This window comes from Candidatus Roizmanbacteria bacterium CG_4_9_14_0_2_um_filter_38_17, from assembly GCA_002788855.1.
GTDB lineage: Bacteria > Patescibacteriota > Microgenomatia.
Genome location: PFSB01000013.1, coordinates 59,524 through 79,746, shown reverse-complemented (window position 1 = coordinate 79,746; position 20,223 = coordinate 59,524). Strand labels below are relative to the sequence as shown.

Genomic DNA, 20,223 nt, shown 5'->3' with positions numbered 1-20,223 from the left:
AATTTCACACAAGACCGCTTAGCTCAGTTGGCAGAGCGTCTCGCTTACATCGAGAAGGTCAAAGGTTCGAGCCCTTTAGCGGTCACAACGGCAGGGTAGCCAAGGTGGTCAAGGCGCGTGTCTGAAAAACATGAGATCTCAGTTCGACTCTGAGTCCTGCCACATAACATAATATGCCGCGGTGGCGAAATGGTAGACGCGCTACCTTGAGGTGGTAGTGCCCGAAAGGGTGTGGAGGTTCAACTCCTCTCCGCGGCACCAAAATTTTTGAAATCCCACTTGACAAAAATCAAAAATTTTGTTAAACTGACGCGATAATATGAAACAACTTTCAAAAAAGGACACTGGCAAATTATTAATGGTTTTCGGCATCTTTTTGTTAATAGCAGGCGTATTTGGCATGTATATGTGGTTAAGTGGATCTGATAGCAACGCATGGTTTAGTGGAATTGTAATGCTTTTTTCCGGCGCTTTCTTCATTGTTGTTGCATATAATAACAACAAATAGTCATCCATCTGTTTTAAATCTAGAAATAGCAACAATGAGTGCAGACTTCTCTTTCGGATCAATCGTTGAGGTCAAATAGGTTCGAACATCGTCCCAGATGGTGCACAATAAAAATCCTTAGGTGTCAACTCAACCCACTCCTGGAGTGGGTGTTGTATTTATCCTGGAGTGGGTGTTGTATTTATCTCTCAAAAGTATATTTGGTGGGGTGGAAGAGGAAGATGGCTGGGAGTTCATCCATCAGGTATTTCTGTAGCTCATCATATATCTCTTTCCTTTCAGGTAAATTTACTGTTTTCCTACCATCTTCTAAAAGCTTATCTATTTTGGGGTTTTCATATCTTGTTAAATTTGTGTCATTTGAAATAGAATGCCAGAGTGAATATTGATCTGGGTCAACAGGTATCTCTATGATAGTTAAGAAAACATCAAAATCCTCTGGAACTGTATTTACTAACTTAATATTAGACTCCAGACCCAAAAGCTTCCAGTCCTCGCTTAATTGATGGGCTGTATCCAGTAGATCTGTAAAAGTATAAATAGTAAATGAGGTAACAGCTGACTCTGAAGCTGATGCTCTCTCACCAAACAGCTCTAACGCTTTATCTTCATTAAAGCTTATCTTCTTAAGCGCAGTGTTATATGCCCAATACTTGTCCGGAATAGGGCTCTTAATCTGACCACCTGTTAGCTTATCAGATATAGAATAGGCTAATGCCTGCCTAAACTGCTTTTCATTGAAGGGTGCGTGATCTGTATTAAAAAGAATGGCAACAAATTGGCCATAATTAGGCTCTTTAGATACAGTAATGTAGTCTTCCCAGTCTAATAATTCATTTGAACCCTCTAGGGTCTCAAATGTATCAATTTGACCCAGCTTAAATGCTGTAACTGCTTGGGAAAGTGTGGGATAGAATTTAATTATCTCTGGATGATCGAGATCAATATCTAGAGGTTCTAATCTAATTTCAGAGATGTACTGCCCCTCAAACTTAATTCTACTTACTCTATGCGGGCCAAGTCCCTGTAGGCCATCTCTAAATAGAGGTTTTGACAATAAAGAAGGTAAAGGAGAAAAGGGTTCATTGAGCGTTATTCTTAATATCTCTGCATTAATGGAAGAAATATCTGCATCTCTAAATCCATAATTAACATCTGTTGCTTTAAACTCCTCGCCATTGTGCCAAAGAATGTTTTTTTTCATCTTAAAGATATACGTTTTGCCACCATCTCTAATTTCCCAAGATTCCGCTGCAGCTGGTATGACATCACCAGCAACAGATACCTGAGTTAAACCCACTGAAATTTTTTCTTGAACTGATCTAGGTAGTGTTGCGGGAGTATATTGTCCTACAATTCCAATAACCTGTTTTTGCCTAAATATTATCTGCAAAGCTGCCTGACTATATCTCCAAGCAAAGAGGAATACTAGAAAAGATGCCAAACCGCCTAAAAAAAGAGCATTTTTGTGTTTAGCAAAAAAAGCAGACATAAACCAAGAGATATATCTCAATCTTCTCCACATACTACAGCAATAAGCTTATTAGCGAAGATATAAAAAAGGCAAATGCTAAGCCAGCTGTGAGATATAGCAGAAACTTCTCCATGCCACGCCGCGACCTGAACGAAGAATCGCCACTTCCTCCCCAGCTTGATCCAAGTCCAGCTCCTCCACCTTGCAACAGGATCAATCCTGCCAGAATTAATGCAATAATCAATTGTACAATCGCCATAATATCTAACTACATAACCAGTTCAGAAAAGAACTGACAAATGTGATTATAAGAGAAATTAGCACATAAGTCCAAAAAACATTAAGATCAATTGCTGGGATAACAAATCCATCAAAGCTATATCCAGCAAAATCCCACGAACTAACACTAAAAGCACTATAGTATCTATCGAAGAGATATAAGATTAATACATTTACAAGGCCTGAAAATAAGCCAAGAGTTATAAGATTAATAGGTAAAAAGAGTATCTTTAACACTGGGCGAATAAAAGTAAATAGTAATGCTAAAATCGCTCCCCCTCCTACAACCGCCTGCAAAGTATTATCTAGATCTACTCCTGGAATAGCCTGCACAAGATAGTACAGAATTACTGTATGCACCAAAATATTTCGCAGCAATCTCTTCACTTTTCTATTATATAGGATTTTGCTCGCAGTTTCTTATGGTAAGTATTTGCAAATCTATGTGCCTCATCTCTCAAACGTTGTAATAGTTGTAGAGCCGAAGATGTTAGAGGTATTTCAAGTTCTTTCAATTTTCCCTTATCCATAATAACCAACTTTTCAAATCTTTTTGCTAATCCTACAACTGGTATCTTAATGTTTAGCTTATTGAGCAGTGTAAAGGCTGCGCCAACCTGTGGCTTACCTCCGTCAACCATCAATACATCAGGATAAGTCCATTCAACATGTCTCAATCTTCTCTCAAGCATTTCACTCATCATTTTAGGATCATCTGGAGTATTCCCTCCAGTTATTTTAAATCTTCTGTAGTTTTTTTTACTTGGTTCACTATTTTCAAATACTACCATCGAACCTGTTGGATTTTTACCTTGTGTATTTGAGATGTCATATCCCTCGATTCTAGATATCTCAGTTAAAGGGTAAAATGGTTTAAGAATTTGAATTAGATCTTCCCCTGCAGATAGCTTATTATCATCTTGATCCACTGAGTCTAGGTACTTCCTAATTCCTTGACTTTGGTATTTACTAATATAGTTAAGCTGGAACAACTGTCTCTTTGCTTCACCAGCTTGCTCATATTCTTCTTTTACAGCATAGTACTTCATTAATATTTCTAATCTTTTTTTTACTTTTTTACCTTTTCCACTTAAAATATCTATAATATTTTTAATATTCCTTCGATATTTTCTTTTTTGTTTATCTTTTTCTTCCCTTGTAAGTTTTTGAATGTCTGCCGGACAGGGGTTACATAATAATAAGTGTGCATAGAAGCAGCGCCTCTTCCCTGAGCCTCCCTGTGTACAATAAGGAAATACTTTTCTGATAATCTTTAAGACATCTACAACTGCTCTTGAAGAAGGATATGGACCAAAATACACGCATGCTGGGTCATCCTCTTTTCTTGAAGTGAGAATTCGTGGGTACTCTTCATTTGTTGTAATTTTTATATATAAGTAACGCTTGTCATCTTTTAACATACTATTGAAGAATGGTTTGTATGATTTTATAAGATAGGCCTCCAATATTAATGCTTCAAGTTCTGTATTAGTTACAACATGATCAACACTACTAATATGCTTAACCATTCTTAGTATTTTTATATCTAGTGTATTCTTCTGAAAGTATGACCTTACTCTACTTCTCAAGTGAACACTTTTACCAACATAAATTACCTGCTTTTTTTTATTACGAAATAGATATACACCAGGGCTCTGGGGAAGTTCTTTTAGTTTTTCTTCCATGTTTTCTTGCGAATAATATATATAACTAATAATAAGAGCATAGATCCTATCCCTATTACTACTAAATATGGCTTTATTAGTTCATTTAAGTTGGTTATTGTGATTGTTTGCTCAATATGCTGACCCATGTAGCTTGCTTTCACTGTATTATCTACGGCATCTAGACTATAAGAAGGTGTAAGTTCAAATGGAACTATAGTCTTAGATAGAGGAGGTAATATTGTGATTTCCTGCAACTGCTTACTAATTTTTATTGGATGTGACTCAAGGATAACTAGGACATTCAACAAAGCAAAATTATTAGGATTTGTAATTATTAAGTCACCCTCAACAAGTCTTCCTAGCGCTGCTTGCTCGGGCATATCTAGTTCTAATTTAATTTTTTTAATTTCAGTATCTGGTAATTCATCAATTAACTCTACTTTTATATATTTAGTTTCATCTCCATTTCTAAACATTCCTGCCGGCAGTGGCTGTGTAGAAGATAGACCTCTTTGAACAAAAGCTATGTGATTAAAATCTAAGGATGTAAAATAGTCAACTCCAATTGTGGTGTCTGCCCAAGTTGGATCAATAGGCACCCATATTTGCTGATCACTATTGTAGTATTCTGGCCACGTATGTAATTGGTCAAGAATAAGGGACTGTGGCTGGGTATCTGGGTTAGTTGCGTATGCATAGCCATTAACCTCTCTTGCCGGGATACCTGCGGCTCTAGCTAATGTAATAAATAAATCTGTAAATTCTGTGGAAACAGCATTGTTACTATCGGCGTAAGCTACCACAGCTCCAGAGCGATCTTCCTCTTTATCTATTTTATGATAGTTATATGTCAGATGATCTTTTACAAAAAAATAGATGTTTTCCGGTGTAGCTAGCTCATTTCCTTTTTTATTTAATTCTTTATCATTTACTTCCCAATATTTATGGGCAGTTAAATATGATTTTTTTTCCAGCATTTTATATCTAAATTCTGATCTGGGTTGAAAAAAAGTTTCAACTGCAAGTCTAAGTATAATATGTACATCCTGCTTTGGATTAAGGTCGTATTTTGCTATCCAGTTACCCTCACTATCTTCTTCAATATTCATTGGAATAGGCATGATATCCTCAAGGATAACTCTCTGATATGCCGTATCTGGAGGAATTGTTATTTCTTGAATGATGCTAGTTAGACCTTCATTTTTTATGTCATATTCAAGCTTTACCTCATAATACTGAGATTCACCAATAAATACTACTGCTCCAGTTTTATTCAGCTCTTTTTGGGTCCATATAGCTGTCTCTTCATCAAGCTGTTTAGGCTGGGGTTTGTAATTTCTTATTTTGCTATAACTACCGGGTATGTGTAATACTGCCGTGTACGCTTCTATTGAATCTGAATTAGGAGAGGCAGGAATGTTTACTTCTTTAATTCTTCCTTGGCCTGTAACTAGAGAGTTAGTACTATAAGAAACTCTAAAATTAAGCTCAGAACCCATACCAACAACCTCTTCATTAAATTTTAGGCTAATCTGAGTTTGTTCAGCAACTTTTTGGTAATCCTTCAAGATGTCGCCTTGTCCGTCTCTGGCAACCACCGATTCTAAATCATCCGTATAGACGATCATTCCATACTGTGTAGGAAAACTATCTGGGGTTAAATTTTTTAGTATTACTCTCTGATCAACTTTTACAGTACCATCCTCTTGAAGATAGTAGTCTGTTTTTATAGTACTACTAAATTTATTTTCTGCATAAGCTTTATCCATTGAAACTACCAAAATAATGATCACCAAAACCAGTTTTACGAACAATTTCATTAGAAGATTATATCAGTCTACAGGTCCTATCTAGAATTGAGTACAAAAAAATTATTTGAGTCTTTTCTTTGACTTACTTGGAGGCAAAAAATTTTCCCCCGTGGTCACACTCCTACCAGTCTTCTGTTCCAGGGCAAGTCGCGCATTTTTTGCAATTCTACCTCCCTTTTTAGCTGGGATTTTATTTTCCTCAAGCCCATCGGTTTCATCAGTTTCAGCAATTCTTCTTGTAGAAAGCTCTGCTAGTGCGGTAAAAATTAATTCCTCTTCACTCATATGATCGCGTAAGTTATGTGTCTTTAGCCTCTTTAATTTTTTGTGCTGCTTCACTGATAATTCACTCCATTCTATATGAATAATATTTGTTAATATTGCAAACTCATTACCCCGATTTACTCCGTGTTCACTCCAATAATCAGTTAATTTGTTTCGCGTTTCCTGTCCCATCATTCTTTGCTGAATCCACTTTTGACTTCTACCCTGTTTTTGCCAATATTCACGGGATCTGTTCAAGGCTCTCTCTGGATCAGTCATTTCTTGCATTCTTTGGTAACCCACTTTCGCAAGCCACAGTTTAATGGGTTCAGCCTTGGTGCTAGGAACAGACTGTATTAAGCGAAGAATGGTCTCTACATTTGCCACGTCTGTTTCGCGCAGCTTTCCGTCTTTAGCTAACATTTTCAACCGGTCACATTTTGTGACCACTTCATTTCCCTCATTTTTAAGGCGATTTTTTAAAGTAGTCCAATAACTTTTTGCTCTCTTAAAGTCTTTTTGTCCTATTAAAACTGCAATAATATCAATTACAGAAAAATACCATGTTTCACTTTTTTCATTGAAGTGGCGACGAATTTTAAAGTTCTCAAAAATTGCTAAAGAATTTTGCTTAACTTCCATACAAATATTTTAACATGTAAACTTTATATCTTACTTGAGTTTTGCTAGATATTGACCAGTATAAGAGCTTTTAACCTTAGCTACATCAAAAGGTGTTCCCTTTGCTACGATTTTTCCGCCCGCTGCTCCTCCCTCAGGGCCTAGATCAATAACCCAGTCAGCATTTTTAATGATATCTAAATTGTGCTCAATTACGATAACCGTATTTCCTTTTTCTACTAACTTATGAAGCACATAAAGTAACTTTTTTAGGTCATGGAAGTGTAAACCCGTTGTAGGTTCATCAAGTATATATATAGTTGATCCAGCTCCATGTTTCGATAGTTCAGCAGCTAGTTTTACTCTTTGTGCCTCTCCGCCAGACAATAATGGCGCTGGCTGCCCAAGTTCAATATACCCAAGGCCTACTTCTTCAAGGGTTATTAATTTTCTACTAATTTGCGAGTATCCCTTAAAAAATTTAACACCCTCCTCAACTGTCATCTCAAGTACCTGGGCTATATTTTTACCTTTATACAAAACATCGAGTGTCTGTGAGTTATACCTTTTTCCTTTGCAAACTTCGCATTTTACATAGACATCTGGCATAAACTGCATCTCAATTTTATTTTCACCTTGCCCCTCACATGCTTCACAGCGCCCACCCTTTACATTAAAAGAAAATCTTCCTTTAGAATAACCGCGAATTTTAGCTGTTTTGGTATTTGTAAATACATCTCTAATATAGTCAAAAGCCTTTGTATATGTCACTGGGTTAGATCTTGGTGTTCTACCAATTGGTGATTGGTCTATAAGCTGAACTGCTTTCGTCTGTTCATATCCAGAAATATCTTTATACTTACCAGGCGTATCTTTATAGTAGGGGTTAAGTTTGCTTTTAAGTGCTCTATACAGTGTTTCGACAACAAGTGTAGATTTACCGCTTCCTGATACACCTGTAATACAGATAAGTTTTCCTAAAGGCAACTCTACGTCTATGTTTTGCAGATTAAACTGGCTACAATTAGTAATAGTTAAGTATTTTTGTTTAGATTTATCTATAGCTTTTGACTTGTGTTCAACTCTAAGTTTTCCAGATAAATATTTACCAGTTAGAGAATTATCATTTCTCTTGATCTGCTCATATGTCCCTTCCGCAACGACCTCTCCACCATGTTTACCACCACCAGGTCCAAAGTCTACTATCCAGTCAGAACTTTCCATGGTTTCTTGATCATGCTCAACTACAACCACAGTATTATCTAAATCACGAAGATGTTTTAATGTCTTTATAAGTCTGGCATTATCTCTTTGATGTAATCCAATTGATGGCTCATCTAATACATAGAGCACTCCGGTCAAGCCAGAGCCAATCTGACTTGCTAAAACTATTCTTTGAGTTTCCCCACCAGCTAATGTGCCCGCTTCTCTTGCCAGTGTGAGATAATTCAGGCCAACTGAATTTAGAAAACCCAATCTACTTGTCAATTCGCTAATAATTGGTTTAGAAATTATCTGTTCCTTATTAGAGAATTTAGCTCTTTTAATCCAGTCAAAGGCATCTTTAATAGTAAAATTTGTTAACTGCGCAATATTTATTCCCTCTATTGTTACTGATAGAGCTTCCATTTTAAGTCTTGATCCATTACAGTCAGGGCAAACTTCTCTATGCATGAATCTCTCGATCTGATCACGCATGTAGCTTGAGCCTGTCTCTGCATGTTTTTTTTCCAAGATATTTGTTATGCCCAGGAACTGCTCTTCGATTGACGTTGTCTGACCGTATCTATTCTCACCCATTACCCGATACAGTTTTTTACCAGTTCCTTCGATCAATAGCTTTTTCTGTGCAACACTCAAGCTACTTACTTGTTCTCTAAAAGGAATGCCATTTTGTTCACATACAGATTTAATGAGTCTTGACAGCCAAGTATCATTAATAAAATGACTAGCAATTGGAGTAATTGCTCCTTCAGAAATTGTTAAGTTATCATTCAGAACAACTTCTGACCTTACCTTTAAGATTCTCCCAATACCATTACATTTTTTGCATGCTCCATGAGGTGTGTTAAAGCTAAAAAGTCTAGGCTCTATCTCTGCGATATTTAAATTGCAGTCAGCGCAAGCAAAGTGCTCTGAAAATAAGTGATCTTCAAACTCCTTAGGTCTCTCCGGTAACTCAAATGAAGCGTCAGTTATCTCTGCAATAATGACTAATCCATTTGATAATTCTAAAGCCTGCTCTAGTCCTTCTTTAAACCTATTTAAATCCAAATCTTTTTTACCAACAATAAACCTATCTACTACAACTTCGATATTATGTCTATTAGTTTTAATCAGAACCAGATCATCTTCAACCGCATATACTCTTCCATCTATGCGAATCGAGGTAAATCCTTTAGCTTTTACGTTATCAAATAACTGGGTAAATTCACCCCTTCTACCTCTTACAACAGGGGCTAAAATCATCCACCTGCTACCTCTTTTCCCCGCCTTTTTAGTTGCCAACTTAATCAACTCATGAGCTGAATTAGTGATCTGGTCAATGTCTTGCATCTGAATTTCTTTTCCACAGTTGGGGCAATGAGGGTGACCTACTCTAGCAAATAACAGTCTTAAATAATCATAAATCTCCGTAATTGTTCCCACTGTAGACCTTGGATTATGTGATACATTTTTTTGGCTAATAGATATTGAGGGAGATAAGCCTTCAATCGTGTCTACATCCGGTTTATCCATTACTCCCAGGAACTGCCTTGCATATGAAGAAAGAGACTCCACATACCGTCTCTGACCCTCAGCGTAGATGGTATCAAAGGCTAAGGAGCTTTTTCCACTTCCGGAAACTCCAGTAAATACAATCAGCTTATTTTTAGGAATAGTAAGATCTATTCCCTTTAAATTATGCTGTCTCGCCCCTTTGATAACTATATCTGCCACAAGCTAACAATTATAACAGGAGATCAACTTCCTGCCATAATCCAAGCGAAACAAAGCTAAGCCTTTCATGCAATGAATGGCTTAGCTTTAGGTTGAGCGCCCGATATTCCCGAGGTGTCAACCTAACCCACTCCTGGAGTGGGTTCCAATTTAACAATCTATTAAAAACTCAGTTTTTAATAGAGCCAGGACAAGCTCCAGTAGCAACATACCAACTTCCTGTTAAAATAGGGCGTTGATGAACAAATTTAAGCTAGTATCATCCTTTAAGCCTACTGGTGATCAGCCAGAGGCAATAGATAAACTAATAGAAGGTATTAAAGTCAAGCATAAGCACCAGGTTCTTCTGGGAGTAACAGGTAGTGGAAAGACTTTTACAGTAGCCAATGTAATTCACAAGCTTAATCTACCTACTTTAGTCATTTCTCACAACAAGACTTTAGCTGGTCAGCTATATCAAGAATTTAGGGATTTTTTTCCAGAGAATGCCATCTCCTATTTTGTATCCTATTATGATTATTACCAGCCTGAAGCATATATTCCTCACTCAGACACATATATAGAAAAAGAGACTGCTATAAATGAGGAGATAGACAAGCTAAGGCTTAAAGCTACTGCCAATCTTCTTACCAGATCAGATACATTAGTTGTTGCATCTGTTTCCTCAATATATAACATTGGCTCACCCGAAAAATATGGCTATTTTGCCATTAAACTTAAAGTAAAAGATCAACTTGATCGCATAGACCTATTCTCTAAATTAACTCAACTTCAGTACAGTAGAGGAAGTTATGAATTTGTAAGAGGTACCTTTCGAGTTCGTGGTGATTCCATAGATATTTACCCTGCCTACACAGACATTGCCTATAGGATTCAGCTCAAGGGAAATATAATCTACAAGATTGTCGAACTAGATCCCCTCACTGGCATGCAGGAAACTGAGTTAAACGAGTTTGAGTTATTTCCTGCTAAACACTACATTGCAGACCCAGATCAACAAAAAGAAACATTCAAAGTTATCAGAAGAGATCTTCATGAACAAGTAAACAAATTTAAGAACGAAAATAAACTAATCGAAGCGCAACGCCTTAATCAGCGAGTTAACTTTGACTTAGAAATGCTCAATGAGCTTGGGTATGTTAATGGTATCGAAAACTACTCACGATATTTTGACGGCAGAGCTCCAGGCGAGCCACCCTACTCTCTGATGGATTACTTTAATTATCGCTACAAAAATAACTGGCTCTTGGTTATAGACGAAAGCCATATGACCATTCCCCAGATTAGAGGTATGTATAAGGGGGATATGTCCAGAAAAAAAACCCTTATAGATTATGGTTTTCGTTTACCAGCTGCCATAGATAATAGACCACTTCGTTTTGATGAATACCTGCGGCGCACACACCAGACTATCTATACATCAGCTACCCCAAGTGACTGGGAAAAAAGCCTCTCGCAACAGGTCGTTCAGCAACTAGTCCGACCTACTGGGTTATTAGATCCTGAAATTGAAATAAGATCTAGTAAGAACCAGATCAGAGATCTAATCTCAGAGATTCTTATACGAAAACAAAAAGGAGAAAGAGTTCTTGTAACCACCTTTACAAAAAAAATAGCCGAAGACCTAAGTAAATTTATTGGTGATTATCAAGAACTTCAAAGACTAGATAAAGATCTAGCCCAAGAGGCTGAAAAACTCAATTTAAAGGTTCAATATTTACATTCTGATGTAGATACCCTAGACAGACAAGACATCTTGGATGACTTGAGACTTGGAACTTATGATGTATTAGTTGGAATTAATTTGCTAAGAGAAGGATTAGACCTACCCGAAGTTTCGCTGGTAGCGATACTAGATGCGGACAAAGAGGGATTTCTTCGCTCCGAAACTAGCCTTATTCAGACAATGGGTAGAGCAGCACGCCACGAAAATGGTCACGTTATTATGTACGCAGACAAAGTTACAAATTCCATGAAAAAAGCTATTGATGAAGTTAGTCGCAGGCGTAAAGTACAAAAGCAGTACAACATAAACAATGGTATCACTCCAACTGGTATCAGTAAACCAATTAGAGATAAGCTTATCGAAAGAACGAAAAAAGATAAAAACTCAAAGCAGAAGGCAGAGGTAATGATCCGCGAAGACTACAATCAACTACTACCAAATGAGCAAATCAAATATATTAAAGAGCTCACAAAAATGATGAAAACTGCCGCCCGAGAACTAAACTTTGAAGAGGCAAGTTTTCTTAGAGATAAAATCTCCGGTATGAAAAATTTGTAATTTCGTAGTTTATTTGCTACCATAGCGGTATGCCGAGCGCAACAAAAAAAACTCTTACTCCACGCCAAAAACAGGTTTTAGATTTTATTAAGAGCTATATTTCCCAGAACGACTATGCACCAACATACGAAGAGATAGGTAAAGCTGTTAAGCTTTCTTCTACTGCAACTATCCATAACCATATTAAGGCATTAGAAAAAAAAGGCTATATCCAAAAACAGAGAAATGTAACACGTGGCTTGGTTGTTTTAAACCAAGAAGATGAGCTAAGTACCTCAACAATAACTATCCAAGTACTTGGTAAGATTACAGGGACCACCCCACTAGTTGAAGGAGGCGCATCTCGTGGGTCTATTGAGCTATCTAGCTCATTAATAACTGGAGTTAACCTAGAAACCTGTTATGCATTGGAAGTTTGGGGACCCCAGCTAATTTCAGAAGGCTTACTCTCGGGTGACATTATAATCTTTCAATATACCGAAGTGGTTGAAGATGGAAAAGTTTATCTAGTAGTTATTAACAATGGAACTGCTACCATAAGAACAGTTTACCAACAGGAAAAATCATACAAACTTGAATCTGCAATAAACCCCATTAATAATACTTTAACGGAGAATGTTCAAATACATGGGAGAGCTCTTTTAGTTATTCGGAGCTACTAATTTTCCAGTTAGAAATGGCTTTTTCGTAGTTTTTTGGAGTAGTAACATCGTACCATTTTCCCGCAAACAAAAAGCCACACAACCTACCTTGCTTCGCTAGCTGTGGGAATACGTCCTCCAACATTGCTGGGTGTTTTTCTGGTATAAAGTCAAAGATTTCAGGTTCGCATACATAAACTCCACCTGAAATTAAATGGGAAGATGTCTGTTTTTTAGTGGGTTTTTCAATAAATTCAACAATTTTAGTTCCTACTAATTGGACATTACCGTATGACGTAGGATCAGATTTGGTGGTGATAACCAAGGTGGCAACATTTCGTTTATTATTTTGATGAAAAGAAATAAGCTCTCTAAAGTTTAGGTCTACAAGAATGTCACCATGCAATATAACAAAAGGTTTCTGCTCAAGCAGGCTATAACAATTAGCTAAGGCTCCAGCTGTTCCTAGATTACTATTCTCTTCACTATAAGTAATCTTGACTCCAAATTTCGAGCCATTTCCAAAGTGATCTTTAATTTTGCTACCTAAATGTCCAATTGCTAATATAATCTCTCTTATTTCTGCTTCTCTCAAAGATTCAATCATATATTCAAGCAATGGTTTGCCTTTAACTGGTATTAAAGCTTTAGGGATTTCATAGGTAACTGGTCTCATTTTAACGCCCAGCCCACCTGCTAAAATAACAGCCTGAGAAATTGGAGGGGCAACTGCTTTTGTTAATAAATACTCGATAGCATGGGACCGGTTACGTATGGTTGTTCCGTCTATACTCTCATCCACTTTTGTAAGTAAATCAGACTTTAATGTTATCGTTATTCTTTGTCTATCCACTACTTATGAATTTTTAACAATATCTATCCCTGGTAGCGATTCCTTTTCAAGATATTCAAGCAGCGCGCCTCCACCTGTGGAGATATGAGTAATATGGTTGAGTTGTTTTTTGTCCTGCAGAGCAGTCAAAGTATCCCCTCCTCCAATAACAGTTGTCCCTTTGCACTTAACCATTGCATCCATCACAGACTTAGTTCCTGCTATAAACTGTGGTTTTTCAAATAATCCCATTGGCCCATTCCAGATAACAGAATCAGAAGATAGTATTTCATCTGCATATTTTTTTCTTGCTTTAGATCCAATATCATAAATAGCTAAATGACCTGGCACTTCTTTATATGATATTTCTACAGGCTCCCTAGTTTGCTTTGTATTAGAGACTACAACATCCTCAGGTAATATTAACTTAACATTTGATTGTGTGGCTTTCCACATAATTTGCCTTGCCATTTCTGTCATCTCATGGTCAACTAGAGAAACTCCAGTTTTTATTCCCCACGTAGATAAAAAGGTATTAGCTACTGCTCCACCCAACAATATTGTATCTGCTTTAGTTAATAAGTTATTTATAACTCCTATTTTCTCAGGCGTTTTAGCTCCACCAATAACAACTGTTAAAGAACCTTTCCTTTTATTCAGAAGTTTGTCTATTAATGTAATTTCTTTCTGAAGTAATAAACCAGCATATGCCGGAAGATGACTGGCGATTCCAACTATAGACATATGCGCTCTATGCGATGAGCCGAAGGCATCATTAACATAGATATCCACAAAACTAGAAATATATTTAGCCAGTTTTTGATCATTGCTCTCTTCTCCATTGTGAAAACGAAGGTTTTCAAGCATAACCACTTCGCCTGGCTTAACTACTATTTTACTTTTCCAGTAATCTGGAATAACTCTTATCTTTTTACCCAAATGCTCACCTAAACGAATAGCAACAGCACTCATACTGTATCTTTTATCAACCTTTCCACCAGGTCTTCCCAAGTGAGAAGCTAAAACTAAACCAGCACCCTTATCTATCAGATATTTTATGGTCGGTAAAGTCTGAGTGATTCTAGTGTCATTACTAATACTATTATCCGAATTTAGGGAGACGTTATAATCGACTCGCAGAAAAACTTTTTTATTGCGAAAATCAACATCATAAATTGAATTTAATATCATGCAGTTATGTATGCTGCTAGGTCTAAAAGCCTTGCTGAGTAGCCCATTTCATTATCATACCAAGCTAGAACTGTAACTAAATTACCTCCAATAACGCTTACAAACTCACTATCAACTATACATGAAGCTGTGTTCCCCACAATATCCTGTGAAACAAGTGGCGAGGAGCTAATCTCTAATATTCCATTATTAATCATTTTGGAGCTAGTAAATGCAGATAGTACTTCATCCTTTGTTACATTTTTTTTTAACTCAACCTTCAGATCTACAACTGAACCATTAAGAACTGGCACTCTCATTGCCATGGCATCAATTTTACCTGAAAGGTTAGGCAAAACCTGACCCAAGGCTTTAGCTGCACCGGTACTTGAGGGAATTATATTATTCATAGTTGATCTTCCTTTTCTAAAGTCTTTTTTACTTGATTTGTCTAATACTGATTGAGTGGAAGTTGCAGCGTGTATAGTGGTCGCCATTCCCTTATTAATACCAAAACTCTCTTCAAGTACTTTACATATAGGTGCAAGAGCGTTAGTTGTACACGACGCATTTGATATGACCTGATCTTGATCAGGATCATAATCTTCCTCATTAACACCCATAACTATAGTCCTATCTGCATCGTTGCATGGTGCTGAAATAATAACCTTTTTAACACTATTTCCTAAGTGATCACTCGCCGAATTCTTGTCATTAAAAACACCGCTAGATTCTATGACTATATCTACTTTTTCTTGCCCCCAAGGGATATTCTTTGGTTGATTTTCTCTAAAACACTTAATAATTTTATTTCCAATAATAATGTTATTTTTACTACTTGTTACCCGCTTAGATAATCTTCCATGAACAGAATCATATGTAAGTAAATACGCATGTGAATCTGCTGATGATTTACTATTTATGGCAACTACCCGTAGGTCATCCCGTAAAAGTGCAAGCCGTGTTACTGCTCGACCAATCCTTCCAACTCCATTAATGCCAAGCCTCAGCATATGATCAAATCATATATCATCATACAGATAGTGTCAAGGGTATATTTAGTATTCTTGTAGCGTAGAGGTATCGCCTACTTCCTGGCCTAGTTCTCTTGCTTTTAGCACTCTTCTCATAATCTTTCCTGATCTAGTCTTTGGCAATTTATCTACAAATTCTATTTCTCTTGGATAAGCATGTCCAGCCAGGTGCTTTTTAACATATTGAGCAACGTCCTCCTTTAACTTTTCACTTGCCTTATATCCAGGTTTCAGTTTAACAAATGCTTTAATAATTGACCCTCTCATTTCATCAGGTATACCTATAACCCCAGCTTCAATAACAGCTTCATGCTCGACTAGCGCTGACTCAACCTCATAAGGTCCGACTCTCTCTCCCGCTGTTTTTATAACATCGTCATCGCGCCCAACAAACCAGAAATAACCATCCTCATCCATAAATGCTCGGTCACCGGTAATATACCAGCCATTTTTAAAGTAACTATCATATTTCTTTGGTCTTTTCCAGATTTTTTGCATCATTGAAGCCCAACCAGGTTTCAACACTAATGCTCCCTCTTTTCCAACTGGTACAGGTTTTCCTTCATCATCCACTACACTTGCGGATACCCCTGGAACTGGCTTACCCATTGATCCTGGCTTAATTGGCAGAGATGGATAATTAGCGATTACAATACCTCCAGTTTCAGTCTGCCAAAAATTATCATGGAATGGATACCCGAACACCTTTTTTCCCCAGTTTACCGCCTTGGGATTAAGTGGCTCGCCAACAGAACATAGATGACGAAGGCTTGAGAGATCATATTTATCTACTAGCTCTTTTCCTGACGCAGCTAACATTCTTATAGCTGTTGGTGCTGTATACCAAACATTAACTTTATACTCTTCAATTAGTGAGTACCACTTTTCAGGACTAAATCTACCCTCATAAATTAGTGTGGATGCTCCATTAGCCCAGTTGCCTAAGTTTTCGTATGCAATACCAGTAACCCAACCAGGATCCGCAGTGCACCAGTAGACATCATCTTCTTTTAGATCAAGTACCCATTTAGCTGTTAAATACTCATGAACTATTGCATAATGTCTATGAACAACCCCTTTAGGTTTACCAGTGGTCCCAGACGTATAAAGCATAAAAGCAGGATCATCCAATGAAGTATGCATCGGTGCAAATTTTTCACTAGCTGTCGTAAATAGATCATAGTATGAGTCAGACTTCCTAGTTGATATGTATTTCTCTTCCCAAAAAGATCTGCGGGTTTTCCCATCTACTACAATCACATGCTCAAGTTCTGGTAGCTTGTCTCGGATTCCATCGATTCTTGATTTAAGTTCTGGCGTAGTTATCACTACTTTTGCTCCACTATTACTCAATCTATCCTGTAGTGCCTGTGGTCCAAATGCTGCAAAAAGCGTTCCCGCAATGGCTCCTCTTTTTAGCGTTCCAATAAAAGAAATGAATAATTCAGGAATCCTTGGTAAAAATAAGAAAACTCGATCTCCCTTGTCAACTCCCAAACTTTTAAGCATATTGGCAAATCTATTTGAAGCTAAAGACATCTGTAGGAAGGTAAACTGCATTTCACTACCGTTCGCTCCCTCCCAGTATAAGGCTACTTTGTTTTTTCTCGGTCCAAATGCATTGCGATCAATTGCGTTGTAGCCAGCATTTATATGATCTTTATCAAACCAATCTAGTTCATTTTCATAATCTTTATAAGAAAATTTTGAATGTGAAGCGTCATAGTTAACAAGATTAGGAGTGAAACTTAACTTTTTGTCTACAACTGGAATTATTTTACTCTGCATAATTTATTAAATAGTAACATTGTTTAGACTTAAAAATCAACTTCTACTTTTTTTTAAAATTAATCTATTTTCGCATTGATAAATCAGCTCTCTAGTTTGGTCAACTGCATCTGGATTAACTGAAACAGACGTCGTTCCCCACTCAACTAACTTTTCAATTAAATCTGGATAGTCACTAGCTGCTTGTCCGCAAATTGAAGCTGTAATTTTGTGTTTTGCTGCAGCTTTAATAACTCTCTCTATTGACCAAAGTACTGCACCGTTTAGCTCATTAAACTCCTTGCTTACTTTTTCTGAATCACGATCGACACCAAGGGTTAGTTGAGTTAAATCATTGGAACCAATCGATACACCATCAATTCCTGCCTCTATAAAATCTTCAATAAGTATTACATTTGAAGGTAGTTCTACCATCATCCATAGCTTAAAGGATCCAGATCTATGTAGACCCGCTTCCTGTATCAACCTTTTAACAAGTTTCAATTCTTCAACTGTTCTAACAAATGGAATCATTAACCACAAGTTCCTATACCCTAGTTTATCCCTGAGGTTTCTAATAACCTTCAATTCAAGTTGAAATACTTTTGGATCAGATATATACCTGTATGCCCCCCTAAATCCTAACATTGGGTTTTCCTCTTTTGCTTCATAAGAACTACCACCTTTAAGATTATGATATTCATTGCTTTTAAAGTCAGTAGCTCTATATACAACAGGTCTATCTGGACCAAAGTGTTTACAAAACTCGCTTATTTGCTCGGTCATTTTATCTATAAATAACTTTGTCTTTTTTTGCTCGATCAAGTATTTTGGATGATATCCTATGCTCGCAATCATAAACTCAGCTCTTAGTAGCCCGATTCCATCTACGTTCATGTTAGCAACTTCATCAACTCTATCTGGTGTAGCCAGATTACAGTAGACATGAGTAGCTGTCTTTATTTTCATAGTTGGGCGTACTTCTTTAGTAGATAAGTCTATCTTTCCTCTTACTGGTGAGCCCTCATACACCTTGCCAGTGCTCCCGTCAACAGTCACTGTTAAGTTATTATGTAATTCTTTTGTTGCATTCTTTGTACCAACAACTGCAGGAATTCCTAATTCCCTAGATACAATTGCAGCATGTGATGTACGTCCACCTTTATCTGTAATTACGCCACTTGCTCTTCTCATTGCAGGAACAAAGTCTGGGTCTGTCATTTCTGAAACAAGGACATCTCCTGACTTAACTTTATTAATTTCACTGGCCTCTTTAATAATTACAACTCTACCCGAGCCAATACCTGGAGAAGCTGGGCTACCACTTAATAACTCTTTAAGACCATCTAGAGATGTTGAATTATCCTTTTGTTTTTTACCTCCAGATGTAGTTACAGGTCTGGTTTGTAAGATAAATACTAGATCATCTTCAATAGCCCATTCAACATCCTGAGGAAAATAATAATGCTTTTCCAGCTCTTTACCATATTTGGCAATGGCTTTAATTTGGGCATCAGTTATCTTTTGCTTACCACCTTCACTACTCTTTAATTTTTGAATAACATTATTATTTCCTTTCAAAACCATTTTTTCTTCTTGTATTCCAAGGTGTTTAGCAATAATGTCTAAGTTAGTTTTATTTATAATATAGTGATCTGGAGTAACTGCTCCCTGCACGATTAACTCGCCCAAGCCATATATTGCCTCAATCACAACGTGCTCTTTATTATTAGTAATAGGGTCAAGAGTAAACATAATTCCAGAAGTCTTAGACTCGATCATTTTTTGCACAGGTAAAGCAATACCTACTTTCATATGGTCAAACTTTTTTTCCTCTCTATAAAAAATGGCACGAGCCGTGAATAAAGAAGCCCAAGCTTTTCTTACTGTGTATATTAGGTTAGCGTCTCCTTGCACATTAAGAAAAGTTTCTTGCTGACCAGCAAATGAGGCTCCTGGTAAGTCTTCAGCCGTGGCTGATGATCTTACTGCTACTAATGGCTCTTTCAACTGTTTTGCCAGTCTTTTAAATGTTAGCTTGCGCTTTCCTAGATGCTTAGGAAGTTTGTGGTAATGAGTAAATATATCCTTTACTATTTCCTCTGGTATGTCTGCCTTTTTAATAATATCTCTTATTTTTTTTGCTCCACTTTGTAAGATTTTTGAGTTATTGATGTTAATCTTTTTTAACTCGTGAGTTATCTCCTCTTTAATCCCTGCATCTTTGATAAACTTAAAATATGCCTGTGCGGTAACTATAAAACCTGTGGGAACAGGAATACCCGCTTTGGTCATTTCGCCTAAGTTAGCTCCTTTTCCACCTACAGAATTAATGTCTCCTTTATCTACTTCATCAAACCAAACAACATATGGAGAATGTGCCATGTATCCACTATAACAGGGTTAAGTAAGTAAGATCAAGAGGGAACTAGGGTGTGTTGATAAAACTCAAGTAAGGCTTCAAGTAAGGCTTAACCTTACAAAAACCTTTCAATCAAGCTCCAAAGTCATACTTAATCTATTTTATGGTTACGTTAATTAATATAGGAAACGATTACTTCCGACAACTTTCCTCCGCAATCAAGTGAATAGCTACCAGCTGCAGCTGGTATAAAATAAGAATGACCAGCACTAACAGTAACTTTACCTCCTACCGTCTGCACATCAACTTTGCCCAATTTAACAAACAAATGATGGAAACTATCATCTGTATTGGTATATTTATTTTCGAAGTGGTTATTTACTACATACTTACTCATACAATAATAATTTGTACTAAGAAGCTGTACTACTTTCCCCTCTTCACCATTATTAAGAACTTTGGGTAGTCTACGCAAAAATTCAATCCTATTATGTTCAGGATCTATGTCTAAGATATTTCCATGAGGATACTTCTGATCATCTTCCTCCCAACTATGGTGAACTCCTCCT

General features: G+C 37.0%; 16 protein-coding genes and 3 tRNA genes. 6 read left to right on the top strand and 13 right to left on the bottom strand.

Annotated features, from left to right (window positions below; genetic code table 11):
• Positions 1 to 12: 12 nt before the first annotated feature.
• The 4 genes from CO050_03010 (at position 13) to CO050_02995 (ending at position 508) form a co-directional block, all read left to right on the top strand.
• Positions 13 to 88 (top strand) — tRNA-Val (locus CO050_03010).
• Position 89: 1 nt separating this feature from the next.
• Positions 90 to 162 (top strand) — tRNA-Phe (locus tag CO050_03005).
• A 13-nt stretch (positions 163 to 175) separates the two neighbouring features.
• Positions 176 to 261 (top strand) — tRNA-Leu (locus CO050_03000).
• 58 nt (positions 262 to 319) lie between these two features.
• Positions 320 to 508: a hypothetical protein gene (locus CO050_02995; protein ID PJC31526.1), complete on the top strand. Its 189-nt coding sequence runs from the start codon at positions 320 to 322 to the stop codon at positions 506 to 508.
• Positions 509 to 689: 181 nt separating this feature from the next.
• On the opposite strand, the gene CO050_02990 is transcribed toward CO050_02995, so the two are convergent.
• The 7 genes from CO050_02990 to CO050_02960 are packed head-to-tail and all read right to left on the bottom strand — an operon-like array spanning position 690 to position 9,564.
• A complete protein-coding gene (locus CO050_02990) occupies positions 690 to 2,033 on the bottom strand; it encodes a hypothetical protein (protein PJC31525.1) in 1,344 nt (447 codons plus the stop codon).
• Position 2,034: 1 nt separating this feature from the next.
• Positions 2,035 to 2,241 carry a preprotein translocase subunit SecG gene (gene secG, locus CO050_02985; GenBank protein PJC31524.1) on the bottom strand — a complete coding sequence of 69 codons (207 nt, stop codon included), beginning with the start codon at positions 2,239 to 2,241 and terminating at the stop codon, positions 2,035 to 2,037.
• Positions 2,242 to 2,246: 5 nt separating this feature from the next.
• On the bottom strand, positions 2,247 to 2,666 hold the full coding sequence (locus CO050_02980; GenBank protein ID PJC31523.1) for a hypothetical protein: 420 nt from the start codon (positions 2,664 to 2,666) through the stop codon (positions 2,247 to 2,249).
• Complete coding sequence (locus CO050_02975; GenBank protein PJC31522.1) at positions 2,645 to 3,946, bottom strand: hypothetical protein; 1,302 nt, start codon at positions 3,944 to 3,946, stop codon at positions 2,645 to 2,647. The genes CO050_02980 and CO050_02975 overlap by 22 nt, the downstream gene beginning before the upstream one ends.
• Positions 3,931 to 5,748 (bottom strand): hypothetical protein, encoded by a 1,818-nt coding sequence (locus CO050_02970; GenBank protein ID PJC31521.1) that lies wholly within the window; start codon positions 5,746 to 5,748, stop codon positions 3,931 to 3,933. The genes CO050_02975 and CO050_02970 overlap by 16 nt, the downstream gene beginning before the upstream one ends.
• A 51-nt stretch (positions 5,749 to 5,799) precedes the next feature.
• Positions 5,800 to 6,645 carry a hypothetical protein gene (locus CO050_02965; protein ID PJC31520.1) on the bottom strand — a complete coding sequence of 282 codons (846 nt, stop codon included), beginning with the start codon at positions 6,643 to 6,645 and terminating at the stop codon, positions 5,800 to 5,802.
• Between the two features lie 30 nt (positions 6,646 to 6,675).
• The gene (locus tag CO050_02960; GenBank protein ID PJC31519.1) at positions 6,676 to 9,564 is read right to left on the bottom strand and encodes an excinuclease ABC subunit UvrA; all 2,889 of its coding nucleotides are present in this window, start codon (positions 9,562 to 9,564) and stop codon (positions 6,676 to 6,678) included.
• Positions 9,565 to 9,802: 238 nt separating this feature from the next.
• Here CO050_02960 and CO050_02955 point away from each other — a divergent pair, with 238 nt between their 5' ends.
• Both CO050_02955 and lexA read left to right on the top strand, forming a co-directional pair.
• Entirely contained in the window at positions 9,803 to 11,848 is a 2,046-nt protein-coding gene (locus CO050_02955; protein ID PJC31518.1) for an excinuclease ABC subunit B, read from the top strand.
• 29 nt (positions 11,849 to 11,877) lie between these two features.
• Complete coding sequence (lexA, locus tag CO050_02950; protein ID PJC31517.1) at positions 11,878 to 12,510, top strand: repressor LexA; 633 nt, start codon at positions 11,878 to 11,880, stop codon at positions 12,508 to 12,510.
• Here the strand turns inward: lexA and CO050_02945 are convergent.
• The 6 genes from CO050_02945 to CO050_02920 form a co-directional block, all read right to left on the bottom strand.
• Positions 12,494 to 13,342 (bottom strand): hypothetical protein, encoded by an 849-nt coding sequence (locus CO050_02945; protein PJC31516.1) that lies wholly within the window; start codon positions 13,340 to 13,342, stop codon positions 12,494 to 12,496. The genes lexA and CO050_02945 overlap by 17 nt on opposite strands.
• A 3-nt stretch (positions 13,343 to 13,345) precedes the next feature.
• Positions 13,346 to 14,512, bottom strand: coding sequence for a phosphoglycerate kinase (gene pgk / locus CO050_02940; GenBank protein ID PJC31515.1), 1,167 nt, complete (start codon positions 14,510 to 14,512; stop codon positions 13,346 to 13,348).
• On the bottom strand, positions 14,509 to 15,504 hold the full coding sequence (gap, locus tag CO050_02935) for a type I glyceraldehyde-3-phosphate dehydrogenase (protein PJC31514.1): 996 nt from the start codon (positions 15,502 to 15,504) through the stop codon (positions 14,509 to 14,511). Before gap ends, pgk begins: the two co-directional genes overlap by 4 nt.
• A 45-nt stretch (positions 15,505 to 15,549) precedes the next feature.
• The gene (locus CO050_02930; protein ID PJC31513.1) at positions 15,550 to 17,313 is read right to left on the bottom strand and encodes an acetate--CoA ligase; all 1,764 of its coding nucleotides are present in this window, start codon (positions 17,311 to 17,313) and stop codon (positions 15,550 to 15,552) included.
• A 36-nt stretch (positions 17,314 to 17,349) separates the two neighbouring features.
• Positions 17,350 to 19,677: a phosphoenolpyruvate synthase gene (locus CO050_02925; protein PJC31512.1), complete on the bottom strand. Its 2,328-nt coding sequence runs from the start codon at positions 19,675 to 19,677 to the stop codon at positions 17,350 to 17,352.
• 149 nt (positions 19,678 to 19,826) lie between these two features.
• The gene (locus CO050_02920) at positions 19,827 to 20,129 is read right to left on the bottom strand and encodes a hypothetical protein (protein PJC31511.1); all 303 of its coding nucleotides are present in this window, start codon (positions 20,127 to 20,129) and stop codon (positions 19,827 to 19,829) included.
• Positions 20,130 to 20,223: the final 94 nt, after the last annotated feature.

What these genes read in the sequence shown, in the direction of transcription:
- CO050_02970 (PJC31521.1), bottom strand. Translation starts at nt 5,748, where the DNA reads ATGAAATTGTTCGTAAAACTGGTTTTGGTGATCATTATTTTGGTAGTT.
- CO050_02965 (PJC31520.1), bottom strand. Translation starts at nt 6,645, where the DNA reads ATGGAAGTTAAGCAAAATTCTTTAGCAATTTTTGAGAACTTTAAAATT.
- gap (PJC31514.1), bottom strand. Translation starts at nt 15,504, where the DNA reads ATGCTGAGGCTTGGCATTAATGGAGTTGGAAGGATTGGTCGAGCAGTA.
- CO050_02925 (PJC31512.1), bottom strand. Translation starts at nt 19,677, where the DNA reads ATGGCACATTCTCCATATGTTGTTTGGTTTGATGAAGTAGATAAAGGA.
- CO050_02930 (PJC31513.1), bottom strand. Translation starts at nt 17,313, where the DNA reads ATGCAGAGTAAAATAATTCCAGTTGTAGACAAAAAGTTAAGTTTCACT.
- CO050_02990 (PJC31525.1), bottom strand. Translation starts at nt 2,033, where the DNA reads ATGTGGAGAAGATTGAGATATATCTCTTGGTTTATGTCTGCTTTTTTT.
- CO050_02995 (PJC31526.1), top strand. Translation starts at nt 320, where the DNA reads ATGAAACAACTTTCAAAAAAGGACACTGGCAAATTATTAATGGTTTTC.
- secG (PJC31524.1), bottom strand. Translation starts at nt 2,241, where the DNA reads ATGGCGATTGTACAATTGATTATTGCATTAATTCTGGCAGGATTGATC.
- CO050_02955 (PJC31518.1), top strand. Translation starts at nt 9,803, where the DNA reads ATGAACAAATTTAAGCTAGTATCATCCTTTAAGCCTACTGGTGATCAG.
- pgk (PJC31515.1), bottom strand. Translation starts at nt 14,512, where the DNA reads ATGATATTAAATTCAATTTATGATGTTGATTTTCGCAATAAAAAAGTT.
- CO050_02975 (PJC31522.1), bottom strand. Translation starts at nt 3,946, where the DNA reads ATGGAAGAAAAACTAAAAGAACTTCCCCAGAGCCCTGGTGTATATCTA.
- lexA (PJC31517.1), top strand. Translation starts at nt 11,878, where the DNA reads ATGCCGAGCGCAACAAAAAAAACTCTTACTCCACGCCAAAAACAGGTT.